15 protein-coding genes are annotated in these 20,047 nt (G+C 63.8%); 4 read left to right on the top strand and 11 right to left on the bottom strand.

What is annotated here, in order from left to right:
- Positions 1 to 2 precede the first annotated feature (2 nt).
- From KIH45_RS14990 to KIH45_RS15010, 5 genes are all read right to left on the bottom strand, one after another.
- A complete protein-coding gene (locus tag KIH45_RS14990) occupies positions 3 to 3,548 on the bottom strand; it encodes an error-prone DNA polymerase (RefSeq protein WP_213176849.1) in 3,546 nt (1,181 codons plus the stop codon).
- A gap of 9 nt (positions 3,549 to 3,557) precedes the next feature.
- Positions 3,558 to 5,009, bottom strand: coding sequence for a UdgX family uracil-DNA binding protein (locus KIH45_RS14995; RefSeq protein WP_213176850.1), 1,452 nt, complete (start codon positions 5,007 to 5,009; stop codon positions 3,558 to 3,560).
- Positions 5,006 to 6,250, bottom strand: a complete 1,245-nt coding sequence (locus KIH45_RS15000) for a putative DNA modification/repair radical SAM protein (protein WP_213176851.1) — start codon at positions 6,248 to 6,250, stop codon at positions 5,006 to 5,008. The genes KIH45_RS14995 and KIH45_RS15000 overlap by 4 nt, the downstream gene beginning before the upstream one ends.
- A gap of 374 nt (positions 6,251 to 6,624) precedes the next feature.
- Complete coding sequence (locus KIH45_RS15005; protein ID WP_213176852.1) at positions 6,625 to 8,226, bottom strand: DUF6504 family protein; 1,602 nt, start codon at positions 8,224 to 8,226, stop codon at positions 6,625 to 6,627.
- Complete coding sequence (locus tag KIH45_RS15010) at positions 8,117 to 8,980, bottom strand: hypothetical protein (protein WP_213176853.1); 864 nt, start codon at positions 8,978 to 8,980, stop codon at positions 8,117 to 8,119. The genes KIH45_RS15005 and KIH45_RS15010 overlap by 110 nt, the downstream gene beginning before the upstream one ends.
- A gap of 153 nt (positions 8,981 to 9,133) precedes the next feature.
- Between KIH45_RS15010 and KIH45_RS15015 the strand changes: the two genes are divergently transcribed.
- Positions 9,134 to 9,619 carry a pyridoxamine 5'-phosphate oxidase family protein gene (locus tag KIH45_RS15015; protein ID WP_213176854.1) on the top strand — a complete coding sequence of 162 codons (486 nt, stop codon included), beginning with the start codon at positions 9,134 to 9,136 and terminating at the stop codon, positions 9,617 to 9,619.
- Positions 9,620 to 9,684: 65 nt separating this feature from the next.
- On the opposite strand, the gene KIH45_RS15020 is transcribed toward KIH45_RS15015, so the two are convergent.
- Positions 9,685 to 11,091: a sodium-dependent transporter gene (locus tag KIH45_RS15020; RefSeq protein ID WP_213176855.1), complete on the bottom strand. Its 1,407-nt coding sequence runs from the start codon at positions 11,089 to 11,091 to the stop codon at positions 9,685 to 9,687.
- Positions 11,092 to 11,217: 126 nt separating this feature from the next.
- On the opposite strand from KIH45_RS15020, the gene panB reads away from it, so the two are divergent.
- On the top strand, positions 11,218 to 12,093 hold the full coding sequence (gene panB / locus KIH45_RS15025; protein ID WP_213176856.1) for a 3-methyl-2-oxobutanoate hydroxymethyltransferase: 876 nt from the start codon (positions 11,218 to 11,220) through the stop codon (positions 12,091 to 12,093).
- A gap of 68 nt (positions 12,094 to 12,161) precedes the next feature.
- Positions 12,162 to 13,223, top strand: a complete 1,062-nt coding sequence (locus tag KIH45_RS15030; RefSeq protein ID WP_213176857.1) for a DUF475 domain-containing protein — start codon at positions 12,162 to 12,164, stop codon at positions 13,221 to 13,223.
- Between the two features lie 5 nt (positions 13,224 to 13,228).
- Here the strand turns inward: KIH45_RS15030 and prsR are convergent, their stop codons facing one another.
- The 4 genes from prsR to KIH45_RS15050 form a co-directional block, all read right to left on the bottom strand.
- Positions 13,229 to 14,605, bottom strand: a complete 1,377-nt coding sequence (gene prsR, locus KIH45_RS15035) for a PEP-CTERM-box response regulator transcription factor (protein ID WP_213176858.1) — start codon at positions 14,603 to 14,605, stop codon at positions 13,229 to 13,231.
- A gap of 1 nt (position 14,606) precedes the next feature.
- The gene (gene prsK / locus KIH45_RS15040; protein ID WP_213176859.1) at positions 14,607 to 16,667 is read right to left on the bottom strand and encodes an XrtA/PEP-CTERM system histidine kinase PrsK; all 2,061 of its coding nucleotides are present in this window, start codon (positions 16,665 to 16,667) and stop codon (positions 14,607 to 14,609) included.
- 195 nt (positions 16,668 to 16,862) lie between these two features.
- Positions 16,863 to 17,147, bottom strand: coding sequence for a hypothetical protein (locus KIH45_RS15045; RefSeq protein WP_213176860.1), 285 nt, complete (start codon positions 17,145 to 17,147; stop codon positions 16,863 to 16,865).
- 87 nt (positions 17,148 to 17,234) lie between these two features.
- Positions 17,235 to 17,384 carry a hypothetical protein gene (locus KIH45_RS15050; protein ID WP_213176861.1) on the bottom strand — a complete coding sequence of 50 codons (150 nt, stop codon included), beginning with the start codon at positions 17,382 to 17,384 and terminating at the stop codon, positions 17,235 to 17,237.
- Between the two features lie 169 nt (positions 17,385 to 17,553).
- On the opposite strand from KIH45_RS15050, the gene KIH45_RS15055 reads away from it, so the two are divergent.
- Entirely contained in the window at positions 17,554 to 18,189 is a 636-nt protein-coding gene (locus KIH45_RS15055; protein WP_213176862.1) for a response regulator transcription factor, read from the top strand.
- On the opposite strand, the gene KIH45_RS15060 is transcribed toward KIH45_RS15055, so the two are convergent.
- Positions 18,180 to 19,979: an SLC13 family permease gene (locus KIH45_RS15060; protein ID WP_337925496.1), complete on the bottom strand. Its 1,800-nt coding sequence runs from the start codon at positions 19,977 to 19,979 to the stop codon at positions 18,180 to 18,182. The two genes, KIH45_RS15055 and KIH45_RS15060, sit on opposite strands and share 10 nt — an antisense overlap.
- Positions 19,980 to 20,047 lie beyond the last annotated feature (68 nt).

Raw genomic sequence — 20,047 nt, forward strand, 5'->3', positions numbered from 1 at the left:
CGCTAGTGAAAGTCGCGAGACTTCGGAAGTATCCGGGGAATGATCCTGACATCGCGCGGATGACGTCCCTGAAAGCCGCATTCGCGGTTGCCCGCAGGCGGCGGCTCCCACGGGTCGATCGGCGGTTTGCCGTCCACCAAGGCGCCATCGGGGGCCGAAACGTAAGGATCGTCCGGCCCTTCGCGCAGATTATCTCGCGGGTTGAATTTATCCGGTAGCGGGCTCGCCACATGGTCCGCGCGGGCCAGCGTCATCGGCAGCATGTCCTCCGACAGCATGTCGAGCCGGTGCGTCGCGTCTTCCATGTGGCTGACGATGACGTGGATGACCTCGTCGTCGTACTCCACCCGCCCGCGCACTTCCATCAGGCGCGATCCCATGACGACGCGGCGGTATTTCTCCTTCAGATGCGGCCAGACGACCAGGTTGATGACCCCGGTCTCGTCCTCCAGCGTGATGAAGCAGACGCCTTTTGCAGAGCCGGGCCGCTGGCGGATCAGCACCACGCCCGACACCAGCACAGTGGAACGGAACTTGCGCGAACGCAGCTCGCTCGCCCGCACGAAACCGCGCTCTGCCAGATGGGGGCGCAGGAAAGCCATCGGATGCGCCTTAAGCGACAGGCGGGTCGTCTGGTAATCGGCGACGACTTCCTCGGACAGCGGCATCGTCGGGAGGCGCGCAGGCGCGGCCTCCGCTCCCTCATCCCGCGCCTTGGCAAAGTCGAACAGCGGCAATGGCGGCGCGGAAACGAGGCTGCGCGCATCCCAGAGCGCCTGCCTGCGGGCAAGACCGATCGAGGTGAAGGCATCGGCGCTGGCAAGCCGCTCGACATGGGCAGCAGGGCTGCGGCTGCGCTCGCGAACGGCGGTGACGTCGGCAAAAGGCCCTTCCCGCTCGCGCGCGTCGATCAGCATGGCGGCGACATGTTCGGGCAGCCCGTCGACCATGCGCAAGCCAAGCCGCAGCGCCATGCTCCTATCATTCGGCTCCAGCGTACAGTCCCATTCGCTGGCGTTCACGTCGGCAGGCCGGATCTCGACCCCGTGCTCGGCAGCGTCGCGCACGATCTGCGCGGGCGCGTAGAAGCCCATCGGTTGCGAATTGAGCAGCGCGCAGGCGAAAGCGGCGGGGTAATGGCACTTCAGCCAGCTCGACACGTAGACGAGATGCGCAAAGCTGGCCGCGTGGCTTTCGGGAAAGCCGTATTCGCCAAACCCGCGGATCTGGTTGAAACAGCGCTGGGCAAAGTCACGGTCGTAGCCGCGGCTGACCATCCGCTCGACCATCATGTCCTGAAGCTCGTCCACCATCCCGCGCGACCGGAACGTCGCCATCGCCTTCCTCAGCCGGTTCGCCTCTGCGGACGAGAATTTCGCCGCGTCGAGCGCGATCTTCATCGCCTGCTCCTGAAAGATCGGCACGCCGAGCGTACGCCCGAGGATGCTGGAAAGCTCATCCGGCGGGCCGTGATCGGGGCCGGGCGCGGGGATCTGCACTTTCTCCTCGCCCCGCCGGCGTTTGAGATAGGGGTGGACCATGTCGCCCTGGATCGGGCCGGGGCGCACGATGGCGACCTGAATGACGAGATCGTAGAATTCGCGCGGGCGCAGGCGGGGCAGCATGTTCATCTGCGCCCGGCTTTCCACCTGGAACACGCCCAGCGAGTCCCCCTTGCGGAGCATGGCGTAAGTCTCCGGATCCTCGCGCGGGACAGTGGCCAGCGTCATGCATGAACCATGATGACCGGCAACGAGGTCGAGGCACTTGCGCACGCAGGTCAGCATGCCAAGCGCCAGGACATCGACCTTCAGGATGCCCAGCGCCTCGATATCGTCCTTGTCCCACTCGATGAAACTGCGGTCGGGCATGGCGCCGTTGCCGATGGGCACGGTTTCGGTCAGCGCGCCTTCGGTGAGGATGAAACCACCGACATGCTGAGACAGATGCCTCGGCATTCCAATCATTTGCTCGGTCAGTTTGAGAACGCGCCTGAGATGCGGATCGGACAGGTCCATGCCCGTTTCGGCAACATGCGCCTCACCGATCTCGCGGCCCCATCCGCCCCAGACCGTTCCGGCCAGCGCGCTCGTCGCGTCTTCCGACAGGCCCATCGCCTTGCCCACTTCGCGGATCGCCATGCGCGGGCGGTAGTGGATGACCGTGGCGCAAAGCCCGGCGCGCTGGCGGCCGTATTTCTCGTAGATGTGCTGGATCACTTCCTCGCGCCGCTCATGCTCGAAATCGACGTCGATGTCGGGCGGCTCCTTGCGCTCTTCGGAAATGAAGCGATCGAACAGCAGTGCGTGCTGTGCTGGATCGACGGCCGTGATCTCGAGGCAGTAGCAGACTGCCGAATTGGCCGCGCTGCCGCGTCCCTGGCACAGGATCGGCGGATCGACGCTGCGGGCGAAGTCGACGATGTCCTTGATGGTGAGGAAATATCGCGCAAGGTCGAGCTTTGCGATCAGCACCAGTTCGCGTTGCAGCGTTTCCTTAACCGTGTCCGGCAAGCCATTGGGATAGCGTCTTTTTGCCCCCTGCCACGTCTGGATTTCCAGATGCTGTTGCGGGGTGCGCCCTTCCGGATAGATCTCCTCCGGATATTCGTAGCGCAGTTCGTCGAGGCTGAAGTCGCAGGCATCGGCCACATCGCGCGCGGCGCGGATCGCGTGGGGCCAGCGGGCGAAAAGACGGCACATCTCCTCCGGGCTCTTGAGGTGCCGCTCCGCATTCGCCGCCAGCAGGTGACCTGCCCTGACCACGGTGGTCTTGTGGCGGATCGCGGTCATCACGTCCTGCAAGGGGCGACGGTCGGGCGCATGATAGTGAACATCGTTCGTCGCCAGCAGGGCAAGCCCGTTCTCGCGCGCCAGCGTGTCGAGCCGTTCGATGCGCGCGATATCGTCGCCGGTGTAGAGATAGCTGGCCGCAAGGTGGCGCATCGCGGGCAGTTCATGGGCCAGCTGCGGGACCAGTTCCGCAAACGGCATTCGCGTTTCGACCCGCGCAGCCTCGCTCCCGTCCATCGGCACGACATTGCCCGGCAGCCTGACGGTGACATGCTGGTCCAGATCGCGCGGCGGCATGCAGATGAGCTGCACGTCTTCGCTATGCTCGGCGAGCATGGCGAGATCGATCTCGCACACGCCCTTTTCCTGCCATTCACCCGACAGCGTCTGCATCCGGCCCGCAGAGACCAAGCAGCACAAGTGGCCGTAACCGGCGCGGTTCTTCGGATAGGCGAGGAACGTCAGGCCTTCGACAGTCTCTATCCGGCAGCCGATCACGGGCCGCAGTTTCAGCGTCTGCGCCTCTGTATGGACCCGCACGACGCCCGCCATCGAGTTCGCGTCGGCTATCCCGATCGCATCATAGCCCAGCGCCCGCGCGGTCATCACCATGTCGACCGCGTCCGACGCGCCGCGCAGGAACGTGAAGCAGGACACCAGCCCCAGTTCCACGAACGGAGCGCGGGATGGCGCGCCTATGCTGTCGGGATCGACCTCGACCCGGCGCTTGTCGGGAGTAAGCGGAGCGTCAGGCATCGGCGCACCTTACGCCGCCTGCAACTGCGCAAGGCGCGCGGAAACGGCGGCAAGGTCCTCGCGGAACAGGCGCTCCTGCTCCTCGCGCCCTGCCCCGTCGAGCCGCAGTAGATAGGACGGGTGAGCCGTGACCCAAAGCTCGCTGCCATCTTCCAGCGGGATCAGCGTACCGCGCGCCTTGGTGACCGAAACCGTCCGCCCCAGCATGCCGCGCGCCGCGCTTGCGCCCATGGCGAGCACGAGTTTCGGCTGCACGATCATCCGTTCGCTTTCGACCCACCACCGGCACATGTCGATTTCCTTGGCCGTGGGCGACTGATGCAACCGGCGCTTGCCGCGCTGGACGTACTTGAAATGCTTCACCGTGTTGGTGACGTAGGCCGCACTGCGGTCGATACCTGCCTGCGCCAGGTGAACGTCCAGCAATTGCCCTGCGGGGCCGACGAAGGGCCTGCCAGCCAGATCCTCCTGATCGCCCGGCTGTTCGCCCACGATCATCAAGAAGGCATCCTGCGGCCCCTCACCCATGACGGCGGTGTTGTGCAGTTCCCCGATCGGGCAGCGCGCGCAGACGTGGATCGCCTTGTCGATCGCCGCCAGCGTTTCGGGCCGCTCACCCATGTCGAGCGCGCCCTTTTCCACCATCGTCGCCTCACGCGCCTGTGCGCCGGCGATGAGTTCGGGGATCAGCTGCGCTTCGGGCATGTTCTTCCAGTACTTGCGCGGCATCTCCTTCAGCATCGCGCCGACTTTCAGGCGGGCGGGATTGAAGATCGAAGCATAGTAGCTGCGCCACAGGTCTTCCGCCGGATCGCCGCTGGGCGCGTCGGCGCGGGTCGCGGGAGGGCCTTCGCGCAAAGTCTCGCCGTCCCAGTGCAGGCTGCCGCGCGGGGTCAGGATCGACCAGCGCATGTTGGCGAACCGCCGCGTGAAGAACCCTGCGTTGTGGCGCAGGATGTGGTGGAACGGTTCGAACCAGGCGACGTAATGCTCGGCGCGTGAACCGTCTTCGGCCTCCTCCTCGACCACGCGAAAGCGGACGAAGGCGCGCATCTTGTGAATGTCGCGGCGTACGGCGCGGGCCATGTCGGCCATCGCGCGCACGTCCGGATCGGCCATGTCCTCAATCAGGCGCGGTTTGGTCTGCAAGCGCCAGAGCACGCGGTAGAGCAGAGAAAACCGTGTCGGGTCAGCGTTCAACAAGACAGTCTTCGCAATGTCCATGAACCGTTTCGATACGCGGGGCGGTGCGGCGTCGCGGTCCAGCACCGGCAGGCGGCGATCACCATGAGAAAACAGATCCCCCGCGCTGCCACCCGGTTCGGTCCACGCCACGCGGTCGGGAGGAACGTCGGCCATCAGCAACCGGCGGGCATGATCGCGCCATTCTTCGAAATCGTCCGAACCTGCCATCGGCACGACGTAATAGGTGCCTAGCCGAACGTGCTGGAGAGCAGTCATGCCGCAAACAGCTCCAGCTGCTCGGCCTTCGGAGCGATCAGCGCCTTGAGGTCCGCCCGGTCGGTCAGCAGCACCGGCCGCCAGTCCACGGTCACGATGAACGGCTGCACCTTCTTTACCGAGACGGTGAGCTTGGCGACATCCTCCAGCCTCAGCCGCCGGTGCCGCCGCGCCATCAGGATCTGGCCCACAGCCCGCGTCCCCAGCCCCGGCACGCGCAGCAGCGCCTCTTTCGGGGCACGGTTCACATCGACGGGAAAGCTTTCGCGAAATTTCAGCGCCCAGGCGAGCTTGGGGTCGATGTCGAGCGGCAGCATCCCGTCCGCGCCCGCCGCCTGCGCCACCTCGTGCGGGGCAAAGCCGTAGAAACGCATCAGCCAGTCCGACTGGTAGAGCCGGTGTTCACGGATCAACGGCGGACGCTTCAGCGGCAGGACCGCGCTGGCATCGGGGATCGGCGAGAACGCGCTGTAATAGACGCGCCGCAGCCGGTGGCGGGTGTAGAGCGAGCTGGCCCGCGTCACGATATCGGCATCGCTGGCGGCATCCGCGCCGACGATCATCTGCGTCGATTGGCCCGCAGGCGCGAATTTCGGCGCGTGGCGGAACCGCTTCTTCGCGTCCTTTGCCTCGACAATCGCAGACTTCATCCCCGCCATCGCACCATCGATCTGGCCCGCGTTCTTGTCGGGCGCGAGACGGGTCAGCCCCGCATCGGTCGGCAGCTCGACGTTGATCGAGACGCGGTCGGCATAGAGCCCGGCGCGGTGCACGATCTCGGGATCGGCCTCGGGAATGGTCTTGAGGTGGATATAGCCGCGAAAATCATGCTCTTCACGCAGGATACGCGCGGTTTCGACCAGCATCTCCATCGTGTGATCGGAACTGCGGATGATGCCCGAGGACAGGAACAGCCCCTCGATATAATTGCGCTTGTAGAAAGAGAGCGTCAGGTCCGCGACTTCCTGCGGCGTGAACTTCGCCCGCTCCACGTTGGAGCTCTTGCGGTTCACGCAGTAGTGGCAGTCGAACACGCAGTGGTTGGTCAGAAGCAGCTTCAGCAGCGAGATGCACCGGCCATCGGGCGCATAGGCGTGGCAGATGCCCACACCCTCGGTCGAGCCGATACCCTTCCCGCCCCGACTGTCGCGCTTGCTCGTCCCCGAAGACGCGCACGAGGCATCGTATTTCGCCGCGTCGGCAAGGATCTTGAGCCGGTCGAGAGTGGACTTCTGCGCCATATGTTCCTTTTATGTTCTTATGACTGCCAAGCCAATATCCTTTGTGAATCGCTCCATCGCAAAATCGCACCTCTGGCCCTGACTTTGTCGTTCTTCGGCCGACTTCAGGAAATGCTTGAACCCGCTTGATAAATCCCGCGCATCTCGATCCGTTCAAACTTTCGTACGAAAGCCTAGGATTTCCGCCGTTTTTTCTTGGTTGTTAACCATTTCTGGGCCATAGTTGCGTCAACAGGCGGACAGGATTCGCCATCGCGGTCGGCCGCCCCGGACACGGCAGACCTGATCGCACCAGATTTTAAAGATAGAGATACACGGACGGCCTCCGTGTGGGGGTGATGGGCTTCATGCACATCACCCCTTTTCTCTGCGCGTCACCCGAACAATCCGTGCAGGAACCACTGCGGCAACCCGCCGCGCCCGTCTCCGGCAAGCCCCGCGCGATAGACCCAGTAGCGGCGCCCCTCCCCGTCCTCGATCCGGTAGTAGTCGCGAAGGCGCGTGCCGCCTTTCTCGCGCCACCATTCAGGCGCGATCCGTTCTGGCCCTTCCGCGCGCGCAACCTCGTGCAAGGTGCCGCGCCAACGGAAACGGCGGGGCAGCCCGTCGGGCGTGGCGTAAAGCACCTCGATCGTCTCGGCCCGGTCCAGCAGCTTCAGCGGGCGCTGGTGAAAGCGCATTTCCTCCTGCGCGGCGGGCAGCGGGTCGAGCGGGGCCTGCCATCGCTGGGCGCGTTCGGGCAAGTGGCTGGCGTGGGGCACGGGCCTGCGCACCGCATCGGGGCCGAGCCGCGTGTTCAGCCGGTCGATGCAGGCGGCAAGGCTGGTGCCCTGTTCGCCCTCTCCCTCGCCCAGACGGCGTTGGGCAAGGTCCAGCGGTTCGGCCCAGGTCGCGGTCAGGCGCACCATTTCGAACCCGAAACCGGCCTCCAGGTCCTGAAGCTTTTCAGTGAAGAGGCGGCAGATATGCGCCGGATCGCGGCTTCCGGCGGCAAGTTCGAGGCGGCGGCAGGCCACTTCGCCATCGACGCGCCAGCACGCGAGGTCGAGCCGGCGCGCGCCCTGCCCCCGCCCTTCGAGTTCGCGCACCATCGCGGCGGCCAGATCGCCGAGCACGATTTCCAGCAGCGGCAAGTGGCGGATCGGCTCCATCAGCCGGTGCTGCACCATGGCCGGATGCTCTGCGATCACGGGCAGCAGCGGTTCGGGCACACGGCCCAGCAGCTGGTCGTGCCGCAGCAGCGGATTGGCCGCAGGCGTGCGCCGGTTGCGGAAACGGCGGGATAGCGCATCGCGCCCGATCCCCGAAAGGTCGCCAAGCCGCTTCAGACCCAACCTGCGCAGGACGAGCAGGACATCGGCATCGAGGCGCAGCGCCGCCATCGGCAGCGAGGCCAGCCGTTCGGCAATGTCGTCATCAGGCGTCAGGATCGCGCCGGGCGGGCCGTGATGCGCCAGCGCCCAGGCCGCACCCGCGGTCGGCGCGATGGCGACGCGCGCGGTAAGACCGCGACTGTTCAGCATCGCCTGTGCATCGGCCAGCAGGCGTCGTTCCCCGCCGAACAGGTGCGCGGCCCCCGTCACGTCGACGATCAGCCCGTCGGGCGGGTCCATCGCGCTCCACGGGCCCCAGCGCTGCGCCCAGACTGCCATCTTTTCGAGGAACGCCAGATCGCCCGCCGGATCGGCAGGATGGGTCACGACTTCGGGACAGACCGCGCGCGCATCGGCCAGCATCGTTTCGGCGCGCACGCCCGCAGCCGCGCCTGCGCGGTTGACGGCGGCAATGCGGGGGCCATGCGCGGTTTCGCGGATCAGCGCGACGGGGGCTGCGTCCTCGCCCTCTCCGTCCGCCAGCAGGCGACCGTCAGGTGCCGGACGCGCGCGCCGCCAGCGATCGATCGCCAGCCGGGCCAGCCAGATCGCCAGCACCCGGCGCGGCGGCGACGCGGGCGGCTTCAAGGCGACTTCGCCCATCGGCCTCTTCCTCCCTGCTGATCCACCATGGCCCCGGCCTGACCCCGCGCGCACGGAACAGGTCCGCCTTCCAGCGCGGCGCACCGGGGGCCTGCGGGTTCCACCGCGACGGGCCCGAAGGCGCCGAGACTGCGTCCCACCGCATACGCGCCGCGCCCAGATCGCGCCTTGCATCGAGGCGCACCAGCCAGAGCGGCACGCCATGCCGTTCGGCCGCCAGCACGAGCCGGCGTGAGGCGGTGAAGTCCAGTTCCTTCGGGTTACCCGCGATCTCTCCGATCACGAAGGCAAGGTCTCGGCAGCGGATCCCTTCCTCCAGCGCGAAGAGCAGGTCGGCGGGGCTGTCGGCGCAGACATGGACCAGTCGGTGCCGCAAGTCGCGCGGCAGGCCAGGCAGATAGGGCCTGCCCCCCGCCTTGCGCGCAGCCTTGTCCTGCACCCAGAGGAACGGGCGTTCGTCGCTGCTTTCGGCAGGAACGTCGCGCGCGGGACCGATACGCGGCGCACCTTCGGCCAGCGCGATGGCAAGCGCCGCGCCCGTGGCTTCTCGCGCAGGGGCGAAGATGTCGCCCGCCCCGCGAAAGGGCGAAGCCGGGCTCCAGTCGTCCGCCCCCGCCTTTGCAGGCACGCTTCCCCCATCCCCCAGCCAGCGGGCGGGAGCGAGGCGGGCGGCCGGAAACAGCCCCTCCGGCAAGCCCTGAGGCACGGCGGAAGGTCCGTTCCCGCCGCGTGACAAGGCGGCCGAATCGGTCATGGCAAATCCCGTGTGGAACGATCTTTGTTCTTATTATGTTCCAGCACTCTCGTCTATGCCCGCGCTTCGTCGCGTCGGGGATAGCGGTCGGCTCACCCCTCGGAACACAGGAGCGCCCGCTCCGTTGGTGAAGCAAAAGAGAAAGGATCCGCCATGAACTACGACAAGCACCCCGACCCCGAGAAGATGAAGCACGAATTCTGGGAAGAGCTTTCCGATTCGCCCTTCGTCATGCTTCAGCTCGACAGCGATCCCGACAGCGCCGCACCGATGACTGCGCAGCTCGACAAGGATGCGAACAGCGCAATCTGGTTCTTCACATACCGCGACAACCGCTTTGCCAAGATGGGCCCAGCGACCGCGACTTTCGCGTCGAAGGGTCACGAGGTCTTCGCACGCTTCCACGGTGTGCTGACCGAAGAAACCAGCAAGGAACGCCTCGACAAGCAGTGGGACAACACCGTCGAGGCATGGTTCCCCGAAGGCAAGAACGACCCCCGCCTGCTGCTGATGCGAATGGATCTTGGCGATGCCTCGATCTGGTCGGGAGACATGGGCCTGCTCTCGGTCGGCAAGATGCTGCTGGGCATGGATGTTACCGACGACGTAAAGGGCGGACAGGTCGAAACCGCGCTCTGATCCCGACACCAACCAACGAAAAAGGCCGCCCCCGACAGGGCGGCCTTTCTCTTTATGAACAAACCTTACGAAGTCAGGCCGACAAACAGGATAGCTGCCAGGACGATCGGGCAAGCCCAGCGCACCAGGAAGCGCCAGAAGATGTGTAGCGCGCCGTCCAGCCCGTTTTCAGAATCGACAAGCCGCGCATCGGCAATCCAACCCACAAGGATGCAGACCAGGATCGCGCCAATCGGCATGAACAGCTTTGCCGTCACGCCATCCAGAACATCGAACATCCCCTGCCCTTCGAACAGCGGGATGAAGCCCAGCGGGTGAAAATCAGCCAGCGTGTTGAACGAAAGCGCCGCCAGCGTACCGAGAATGCCCGCCGCGATAATCACGCTCAACGCGCAAGTACGGCGCGAAGCCTTGAACTTTTCCATCGCCCAGGCCGTCGGCACTTCGAGCAATGCAACAGAACTGGTCAGCGCCGCTACGGTCACCATCAGGAAGAACAGCAGACCCACAATCGTCCCGCCGGGGATAGACTGGAACGCGACCGGGATCGTCTGGAACATGAGACCCGGCCCGCCATCGACCGCAAGACCGGCGGCAAAGACGATCGGGAAGATGCAGACGCCCGAAATCAGCGCAACCGAAGTATCCGCCGCGGCAATGATCGTCGACGTACCGGCAAGGTTCACATCGCGCCCAACGTAGGAGCCATATGTCACCATTCCCGCAACGCCGAGCGATAGAGAGAAGAACGCCTGCCCCACGGCGGCCAGCATGACCTCGCCCGTCAGCTTCTCAGGCTCGAACGTGAAGAGGAAATCCATCGCCTCGCCGAAGGCACCACCGAACGCGCCATAGATCGTGATCGCGACCAGCAAGACGAAGAACACCGGCATGAGCCACACGGCCATGACCTCGATCCCCCCGGAAACGCCGCGGATCACAAAGAAGCCTGTCACCGCAAGGAAGACGAGGTTGAGCCCGACCATGAGGCCAGCATTGCCCAGAAGATCGGGGAAGAACGCGCGAATGGTATCGATCTCGACACCCTTGAAAGCGCCGCCCGATACGCCCGAATTCATGAGGTCGGCAATGAACTGCCAAACGTAGTAAAGCACCCAGCCACCGACTACGCAGTAGAAGCTGACGATCAGAAATGCGGCCAGAACGCCGATGCCGGCCACGGCTTCCCAATAGGGGGACGCACCGGACTCGACCGCCAGCTTGCGCGCGCTCAGCGTCGGTGATGACTGGCCGTGACGCCCGATCAGCGTTTCGGAAAGCAGGACGGGCAGACCAATCAGCAGTACGCAGAAGATGTAGAACAGGACGAAAGCACCGCCGCCGTTTTCGCCGGCCTCTGCCGGGAAGCGCCACAAATTTCCGAGCCCGACCGCGGACCCGATTGCCGCGAGCACGAACGCGGTCTTCGACGACCACCCCTCGCGCCCAGTTGCTCCGCCTGCTGCAGCCATGCGTGTCTTCCCTGCCCTTCTTTGATTTTGTCTCGGTAGAAACCGGTTTGGCGCGTTCTGCAACGAATTGTGGCTCGCGTCGAGGCGTGGTTTGCGACTTTGACCAGCTTCGCTAAAAGCACCGGCATGTCCACGACCTTCCAACTCGACACTTCGACCAGCCGGGCCAACCCGACGCCCGCCCCGATGAAGCGCCTGACGGTGCCCAAGATCATGCGCCGCAAGGTGGACGGGGTGACCGAAGAACCGCTCGTCATGCTCACCGCCTATACCGCGCGGCAGGCCCAGTTGCTCGACCCGCACTGCGACATGCTGCTGGTCGGGGATTCGCTGGGGCAGGTGATTTACGGCCTGCCTTCGACCCTCCCCGTCACGCTCGATATGATGGTCGCGCACGGCGCCGCCGTCGTCCGCGGGTCGTATCATTCGGTCGTCGTCGTCGACATGCCGTTCGGCAGTTACGAGGCGTCGCCGCAGCAGGCCTTCGAAAGCGCGAGCCGCATCCTGGCCGAAACCGGTGCGGCAGCGGTCAAGCTGGAAGGCGGACAGGCGATGGCCGAGACGATCCGTTTCCTGTCGCAGCGCGGCATTCCGGTCATGGCCCACGTCGGCCTCACCCCGCAGGCGGTGAATGCGCTGGGCGGTTACATGGCGCGCGGGCGCAGCGACGCCGAAGAAGCGAAGATCGTCGCCGACGGCAAGGCGGTGGAAGAGGCCGGCGCCTTTGCCGTCGTGATCGAGGGCGTGGTCGAGGACATCGCCATCCGCCTCACCGAGGAAGTCGCCATCCCCACCATCGGCATCGGCGCATCGGCAAAGTGCGACGGTCAGGTGCTCGTCACTGAGGACATGCTGGGCATGTTCGAACGCGTGCCCCGCTTCGTGAAGAAGTACAACGACATCGCGGCAGTCATCTCGGAAACCGCCGCCCAATACGCGGAGGAAGTGCGCGATCGCAGTTTCCCCGGCGAAGCGCAGGTCTATCCCGCAAAGAAGGATTGAACCAATCCGCCCTCGGATCGTTCGCCTGACATTGCCAGCCAACATCTCCTGACAGGATTTCCCCTACCTTGAAGACGCTCCTTGCCCATTACAAAGGCTCGTTCATTTTCACGTTCATCTGCCTTGCCTTGGCCGTCTGGCTGGGCTTCTCGCAGGGGAACGGGATTTCCGGCGTTTTCAGCGTCCTGTGGATCGTGGTGGTGCTCTCGATTCTCGAGGTATCGCTCAGCTTCGACAACGCCGTCGTCAACGCGACTGTCCTGAAAGACATGCCGCCCAAGTGGCAGCAACGCTTCCTGACCTGGGGTATCGCGATTGCGGTCTTCGGCATGCGCATCGTTTTCCCGCTCGCCATCGTCGGCATCGCGGCCAGCCTGAACCCGATCGAGGCGATCAATCTCTCGCTGAACGAGCCCAAGCGATACGAGGAAATCGTATCATCCGCGCACACCGGCATCGCGGGCTTTGGCGGCGCGTTCCTGACCATGGTCGGCCTGAATTTCTTTTTTGACGGTGAAAAGGACATTCACTGGATCCGCACGGTCGAGGAATTCCTGGCCAAGGTGTCAAACATCAAGGCGGCGGAAATCGCTATCCTCGTGCTCGGCCTCTACGGCATTTCGCTGATGTTGCCCGAGGAAGAGGCGCTGACCTTCGTGACCGCAGGCATGCTCGGCATCGTGACGTATATCGCGGTCGAGGCGATCGGCACCCTGCTCGACATGGCCGACAACAAGGCGGCCGAAGGCGCGGCGCGGTCGGGCCTTGGTGGCTTCCTCTATCTCGAAGTTCTGGACGCCAGCTTCTCTTTCGACGGCGTGATCGGTGCCTTTGCGCTCACCAACAACATGCTGATCATCGCGCTCGGCCTGTCTATCGGTGCGATGTTCGTGCGTTCGATGACGATCCACCTCGTCCGCGCAGGAACGCTGGCGCAGTATCGCTACCTTGAGCACGGAGCCTTCTGGGCGATCATCGTGCTGGGCGTGATCATGCTGCTGACGGCGAAGTTTCACATTCCCGAAGTCATCACCGGCCTGATCGGCGCGACGCTGATCATGATCTCGTTGTGGTGGTCGGTCCGCTACTCGAAACGCCATCCTGAAGAAGCGAACGCCACGGTCGACTGAGGCAGTCAGGCCGAAAGGTCGTACTGCTTCATCAGGTCGTAGAGCGTGGGCCGGCTGATGCCGAGCATCCGCGCGGTCGAGCTGATGTTGCCCTCGCTCCGCGCAAGAGCGTGGCGGATCACCTTGCGGTCTGCCTGCTCGCGCGCGGCCTTGAGGTTGAGCGCGTTGGCCAGTTCCTCGTCGGGTTCGGCAAGATCGAGATCCTCTGCGCTGACCAATTTCCCGTCGGCCATGATGACGGCGCGCTTCACGCGGTTCTCCAGCTCACGCACGTTGCCCGGCCAGTGCCATGTGTCGATGGCCGACAGCGCATCAGCGGAAAAGCCGGTAACCTTGGGGTTCATCTCCTTGGCGAAGCGATGCAGGAAATGCCGTGCCAGCAGCGGAGCATCACCCGGCCGTGCAGCCAGCGTCGGGATGGCAACGACGATCTCGGCAAGGCGGTAGTAGAGGTCTTCGCGGAAGGTGCCTTCGACGATCATCGCCTGCAAGTCGCGGTGCGTGGCGCAGACAATCCGAGTGTCGACCGCGATGGACTTGCGCCCGCCGACGCGTTCCAGTGTGCGCTCCTGCAGGAAGCGCAGCAACTTGGCCTGAAGCGCGAGCGGAATGTCGCCCAGTTCGTCAAGGAACAGCGTGCCGCCTTCGGCCAGTTCGATCTTGCCCTCGCGGGTCGAAGTCGCGCCGGTAAACGAACCTTTCTCGTGTCCGAAAAGCTCGCTTTCGAGCAGGTGCTCGGGAATCGCGGCGCAATTGATCGCAACGAAAGCCCCGCCGCGGCGCGGGCTGGAATCGTGCAATCCACGGGCAAGCAGCTCCTTGCCCGTGCCGCTCGCGCCTTGCAGCAGGACCGAGACATCGGCAGGTGCGACGCGCTCGATCGTGCGGGCGACGCGAACCATTTCAGGCGCGGCCGTGACGAGCGTGCCGAGAACGCGGCTCTCCTCGCCGGACTTGGCAGCAAGGTTGCGGTTCTCCTGCTCGATCTCGCGCAAGTGCAGCGCGCGGCGCACGATCAGCGCCAGTTCGTCGATCTTCACCGGCTTGGCATAGAAGTCGTATGCGCCCCGCTCGATCGCCTGCAACGCGCTTTCGTGCGCGCCGTGGCCGCTGGCAATGATGACCTTTGTGTCGGGCTTCAGTTCCATGATCGCGTCGAGCACGGCAAATCCCTCGCTCGTGCCGTCAGGGTCCGGCGGAAGGCCGAGGTCGAGCGTGACGACATCAGGCTCCTCGGACCGCAGCGCGGCCAGCGCGGCATCGCGGTCGCCGACGCAGGTGACATCGAAATCGTCCCACGCCCACTTGAGCTGGGCCTGGAGGCCGGGATCATCCTCGATCACCAGCAACTTCGGCAGAGCCGTCTCGCTTTTCCCGCCCATCTTACGCAACCTTCCTGTCTTCGTCCGCCTGCTCGGCCGCGCGCGGCAGCCAGATCACGAACCGCGAACCTGCGCCGACCCGCGATTCCACTTCGAGCCTGCCGCCCATCGCGCGCACGAGTTCGCGCGCCTCGTATGCCCCGATGCCGAAACCGTTGTTCTTCGTGGACACGAACGGCTTGAACAGGCCCGAACGGATGAATTCGGGCGACATGCCGCAGCCGCTGTCGACGACGGCGACACCGGCCATGCGGTCTGTTCCGGGGAAATGGATCTCGACCTTTTGATCCGCATTGCTCGCTTCGATGGCGTTGCGCACAAGGTGCTTGAGCACGGTTTCCAAGGCATCGTGATCACCCAGCAGGGTCGCGCCGCCTCCATGCCCGACTTCGACCAGATCGCCCGCAATCTCGGCGCGCAGCGCGCTATGCACCGCGTCCAGCGGAGAAAGCGGAGAGGGAGAGCCGACCCCGTTGGTGCCGTAGTTCGAAAGCCTGCCAATCAGCCCTTCCAGTCGCTCCGTCGCGTTACGAAGGGTTACAAGCATGTCTGCACGAAACGCCGGTTTCTCGATATGCCGCTCTGCATTCGACACCAGCAATCCGAACTGGCTGGCAAGGTTCTTGATGTCGTGCATCACGAAAGCCATGCGGCGGTTGAATTCGTCAAATCGCGCGGATTCCAGCAGTGCTTTTTGCGCCTGGTTCTGGCTGAGGTGTGCGGCAAGCTGCTGACCGACAATGCGCAGGAGATCGTGATCTTCCCAGTCAAGCTCACGCGAATAGGCCGGGCGGGCCAGTACGATCATCCCAGTCGTCCGGCCATCCACCTGCAATGGCACGAGCAACCAGGCACGCGACAAAGAAGTCAGCCATTGCGGCAAATGATGCCCCCCGAACGGCTGGTGCCCGTTGCGCACCCGGTCGAGCTCGATCACTCCACCGTCGCAGGCAATCATTCGCACGAGCGTTTCGGGTATTCCGGTGGCCGGCACTTCAAGCGTTGGCCACTGCCAATGCGCGCTCAACTCGAAGGCGCCATCGTCTCCCGGTGACATGAGAAAGCCTGCCGGACTGTCGACGATATCGGCTAGCGCCTGGACCACGCGCTGCTCGGCTGGTGCGGAATTGGCCCCTATCGTCGCTGACAACCGCAGCCATTCTTCGCGATAGTCGTAGCGATGGCGGAACAGGTTGCGCACCAAAATCTCGCGAAGCCACGTCCGCAGGTTTCGTGACGCGAGCAGCGCCCCGATCGCGATCGCGAAAACAACGGCACCGAAACGCCCCACGATCCCCAAGCCCGGATCATCCCCCGCAACGGCCCCGTCGATCGTGAACAAGGCGAAGAGGTAGAAAGCGATGACGATCAACGACAGCGACTGGAACGTGACGGTGCGCGAAGGCGAAAATTCGCGCGCACCTTTCTGCCGCCCGTCGAGCCAGAGGAAGAAAGCAGCGACGCTCCATGCCGCGGCCCGCAGAAAGCTCATCGCCGCGGGCAGTTCGCCCCAAAGGTAGCTCGCGGCAAAGACGTTGAGTTCAGTCCCCCACGCTACAACCAGTGCGCCGGCCATCCACTTGATGCGCGGCCGCTGTTGAGGACCTGCCCCACCGTACAGGTTGTGAACGAGTACCAAGGTGCCGATAGCGAAAAGGAGGTGGAAGATCGCCGACACCTTCGCCATCAGCGAAAAGGCAACGGGGATCGGGAATATCCCGGCCAACACTGCTAAAGGCACTTGCAAAAGCTCTGCCAAGGCAAGGGCGATCAGTAATGGCCCAACGGGGCGAAGGCTTGCGTGTCTGCCATCGGCGGCGAACAGGGCGCGGATCAAGGCAAGCCAAACCAGATTGCGCAAGGCGGTGACCAGCCAGATGCCGGCGGGATCGATCACGCCGGGAGTGCTCACCAACAAATGGGCCGCGGTAGTGCCGAGACCGGCGATGACGAGCGCCCGCGAAGGTGCCTGCGCGGCACCGCGCCAAAGCAGGTATGCCGAGGTCAGGCACGCAAATGCCGCCAGCGCCTGTACGAGCGAGACGAAGAACGCGACGCTCATCAGCAGGCAACCACGGCCGCGGTCTCACCCGCCAAGCCGGAGCCGTTATCGCAGGAGTGCAAGTGCGCCTGATCCATGGCCGCCAAATTTAAACACCCATGGTAAATGCGCCGTAAACGCAAAGGCGCCGGATCCCCCTTGGAAGATCCGGCGCCCGCGCTTTGATTTTCGCCGCAAAAACGGCGCTGGATGATTTTATTCGGAAATTCGTTCCGCTGCCGTGTCGGCGGCACTGCCGACGCTTTCGGCTGCGTCGCCGACACTATTGGCAGCATCGGCAATTGCGTTGTCACGCGCGATTTCGGCATCGTTACCCTTCATGAGCACGAAACCGCCGATTATAACGGCCAGCAGCAGGACTATGACAATTGCCCAACCGGCACCCCCACGAGAGCGTGCAGGCTCTTCGCGGATAATTTCAGTATGGGTATGGGTATCGCCCGCGGGCGTGCGGGTTTCAGTATAACGTTCTTCTACCATCAAAGGTCTCCCCTTCATTCAAGTTGAAGGGAAAACTCTCAAGGTCAGTACGTTGTTCCGCGGGGTGTGCGACCCTGCGGGGGTGGATCAGCCGCCAAGCAGGCCGTCCAGCGTCCGGCGGAAGCCGCCCGAACGGGCACCTTCCTGCTTTGCGATGGTGTCAAGCCACGCCGCGATGTCGCTGGTGCCTTCTTCGGTGTTTCCCTGAGGGAGAATCGAAGTCTTGCCAGTGTCCATTGAAAGTAGTCCCCGGTTAGTCCAGATCACGTAGAGAACCGCTGCCTGACACCAATGTCAATATGTCACAATGTATCAAAAACGGCAGAAATCCGGGTGTTGCAACGCCGCAACATCATAAGTGGTTCCCACATTGCAATTGCTTCCCGGATGGCCCAGCAAACGCACAATGATTGCTGACGATTTTTTGCCTGATGACGCATTTTCCGACTGCACCGGACCCGACAAGCACGAAATTGCTGAGACTCTGCCGCGAATCGACATCGCAGAACCGATTGCTGGCATTGCATTCGTCAGCCTGGACTTGCCCGATGCGCCGGACCGGATCGCGACACGTTTGCGTGCGGGACGGAAGGTCATCGCGCCAGCAACCGTCGCACGCAAATCTCAGCGCGTGGCAGCTCTTTCTCTAGGCGCTCATGAATTTCTCACTCTCGGTCCGCTCGACCCCGATCAGTTGTCGGCCCGGCTTGATCTCTTGGCGGGTCGCTCTGCCCTTCCCGTCGACATGGCGTTAGACGCGCGGTGCGGCGTCCTGTCGCTGGGAGACGGGGCGCACGCCCTTAATGAGCGCGAGGCCCGCCTTTTTGCAGTGTTACTGGATCGTCGCGGCGGGTTTGCCACGCATGATGAGCTTCTCCAGGAAGTCTGGGGCTCGCGCGAATATGATCGCCAAAAGCTGAGGGTCCTGATCAACCGCCTGCGCAAGCGGATTGAGCCGGAACCCGACATGCCCCGCTATTTGCTGGCCGAAGCCGCAATCGGGTATCGCATTGGCCGTCCGGCCAGCCATCGTCACATATAGAAGAAGACCAGCATCAACGAGAGTGTCGTTGCCATCAAGACGACCAGCGGCACGCCAGTGCGCAGGTAGTCACTGAACCTGTAGCGCCCCTCTTCCATGATCAGCATGTTCGTCTGGTACGCAATCGGTGTGGCGTAGCAAAGGTTACAGCCGAACAGCACCGCGAGGACCAATGGTTCGACGGGAAGGCCCAGCTTTTCGGCAATGCTGAACGCGATCGGCGTGCCGACGGTGGCAGCCGCGGCATTGGACGCAAAGTTGGTGAGCAGCGTCACGAAAAGCATCACTGCGGCCACGATCATCGCAGGCGGCAGGAACTGGAGACCTGTGGACAAAACCCCGCCAAGCCATGCGGCAGCCCCGCTTTCGAGGATCAGGCGCCCGATGGCGATGCTGGCCGCAACCAGCACGATGACGTTTGCCGAGAGCGCGCGTCCAACACGATCAAACTTCACGCAACCGGTCGCAAACATTAGGATCGCACCAACCAGCGCCGCGATCGCAATGGGCCACAATCCGATGCTGGCCGTTGCGACCGACCCGAACATGATGGCTGCCGACATCAGCGCCTTGGACCGGCGCGGAACTTCCACTACGCCTTCCAGCACCAGCAAACGGTCGCTTTCGGCGAATTCCTCGATCTCGGCCATGGGGCCCATGACCAGCAGCACGTCGCCCGGCTTCAGCTGAAGCTCGGAATATTCGTGACGCCCGCGATCAGGCCCGCGGTTCAACTGGTGGATGCCCAGGACGGCGACACCGAATTGCCCGGCAACGCCCGATGACGGGATCGTGAGGCCAACCAGACGCGATTCGGCAGTAACTGCCATTTCGACCACGACGACGTCGCTGGCCTGCGTCCGGGCGGCGGCGTTGATGCGTTCTACCACCCAGGCAGGTGCCACGCGAGCCTTCAGGATGCGCACGGCATCTTCCAGTGCCTTGTGCGTTCCCGATACCGGAAGGCGCGAATTGGCCGTGATTTGGCGGTCCAATGAGCCTTCGAACGCGAAACCTTCGGGCAGTCGTTCAAGCAGATCGCGAGGGGTTTGACCGATCAATTCGCTGTCATCATCAATGCGCAGCGTCGCTGAAAACGTGCGCATGGCGCGCGTGAAAGCCTGTCCGTTATCCGGCAACAGGCGAGGCATCACCAGCCAAAGGTAAGGCAGCGCAACCAGAGCGGCGACGGCCACGATCGGCGTGTAATCGAACACGCGCATCGGCTCCATGCCAAGATCGGCGGCGATCGAGACAACCAGCAGGTTGGTGGATGTGCCGATAGTGGTTGCCATGCCGCCAATCAGAACGGCTGCGTTCAGCGGGATAAGGGTCTTCGAAGCCGCCATAGCCCCGCGTTCCGCAAGTCCGACGAAAACGGGCAGCAGCAGCACCAGCACTGGCGTGTCGTTGACCATCATCGACAGCACCATCGCGAGCAGCAGCGAGACCAGCATGCCGAGATGCTTGTTGAGCTTCCAAACCTGGGCAAGCAGGCGTGTAGCAGGTTCGAGCGCGCCGGTGACGACAAGGCCGCGCCCCATCACCATCAGTGCGCAAATCGTAATCAGCGCCGGGTGCCCGAAGCCAGAGAACGCAAGCGCCAACCCTTGTGTCTGCCCTTGCCCTTCCAACGGGAAGAAGAAGAGACCCAGCGCAATGAGAACAATGGTGACAAGGCTGACAATTTCCGTCGCGATGCGTCCGCGCGCGAACGCGATGAACATCGCGAGGGTGAGGACCATCGCGCCCAGTGCATGATAGGGGGGAATGCCGGGCATATAACCCATGGTTACCAGCCCTTTGCGGTGCGCGCTACAGGTGACAGGTGAAGCGCGCGGTTCCGCATGAATATCGC

Origin of the sequence: Croceicoccus gelatinilyticus (assembly GCF_018398395.1) — a bacterium.
In the GTDB taxonomy this organism is placed as follows: domain Bacteria; phylum Pseudomonadota; class Alphaproteobacteria; order Sphingomonadales; family Sphingomonadaceae; genus Croceicoccus; species Croceicoccus gelatinilyticus.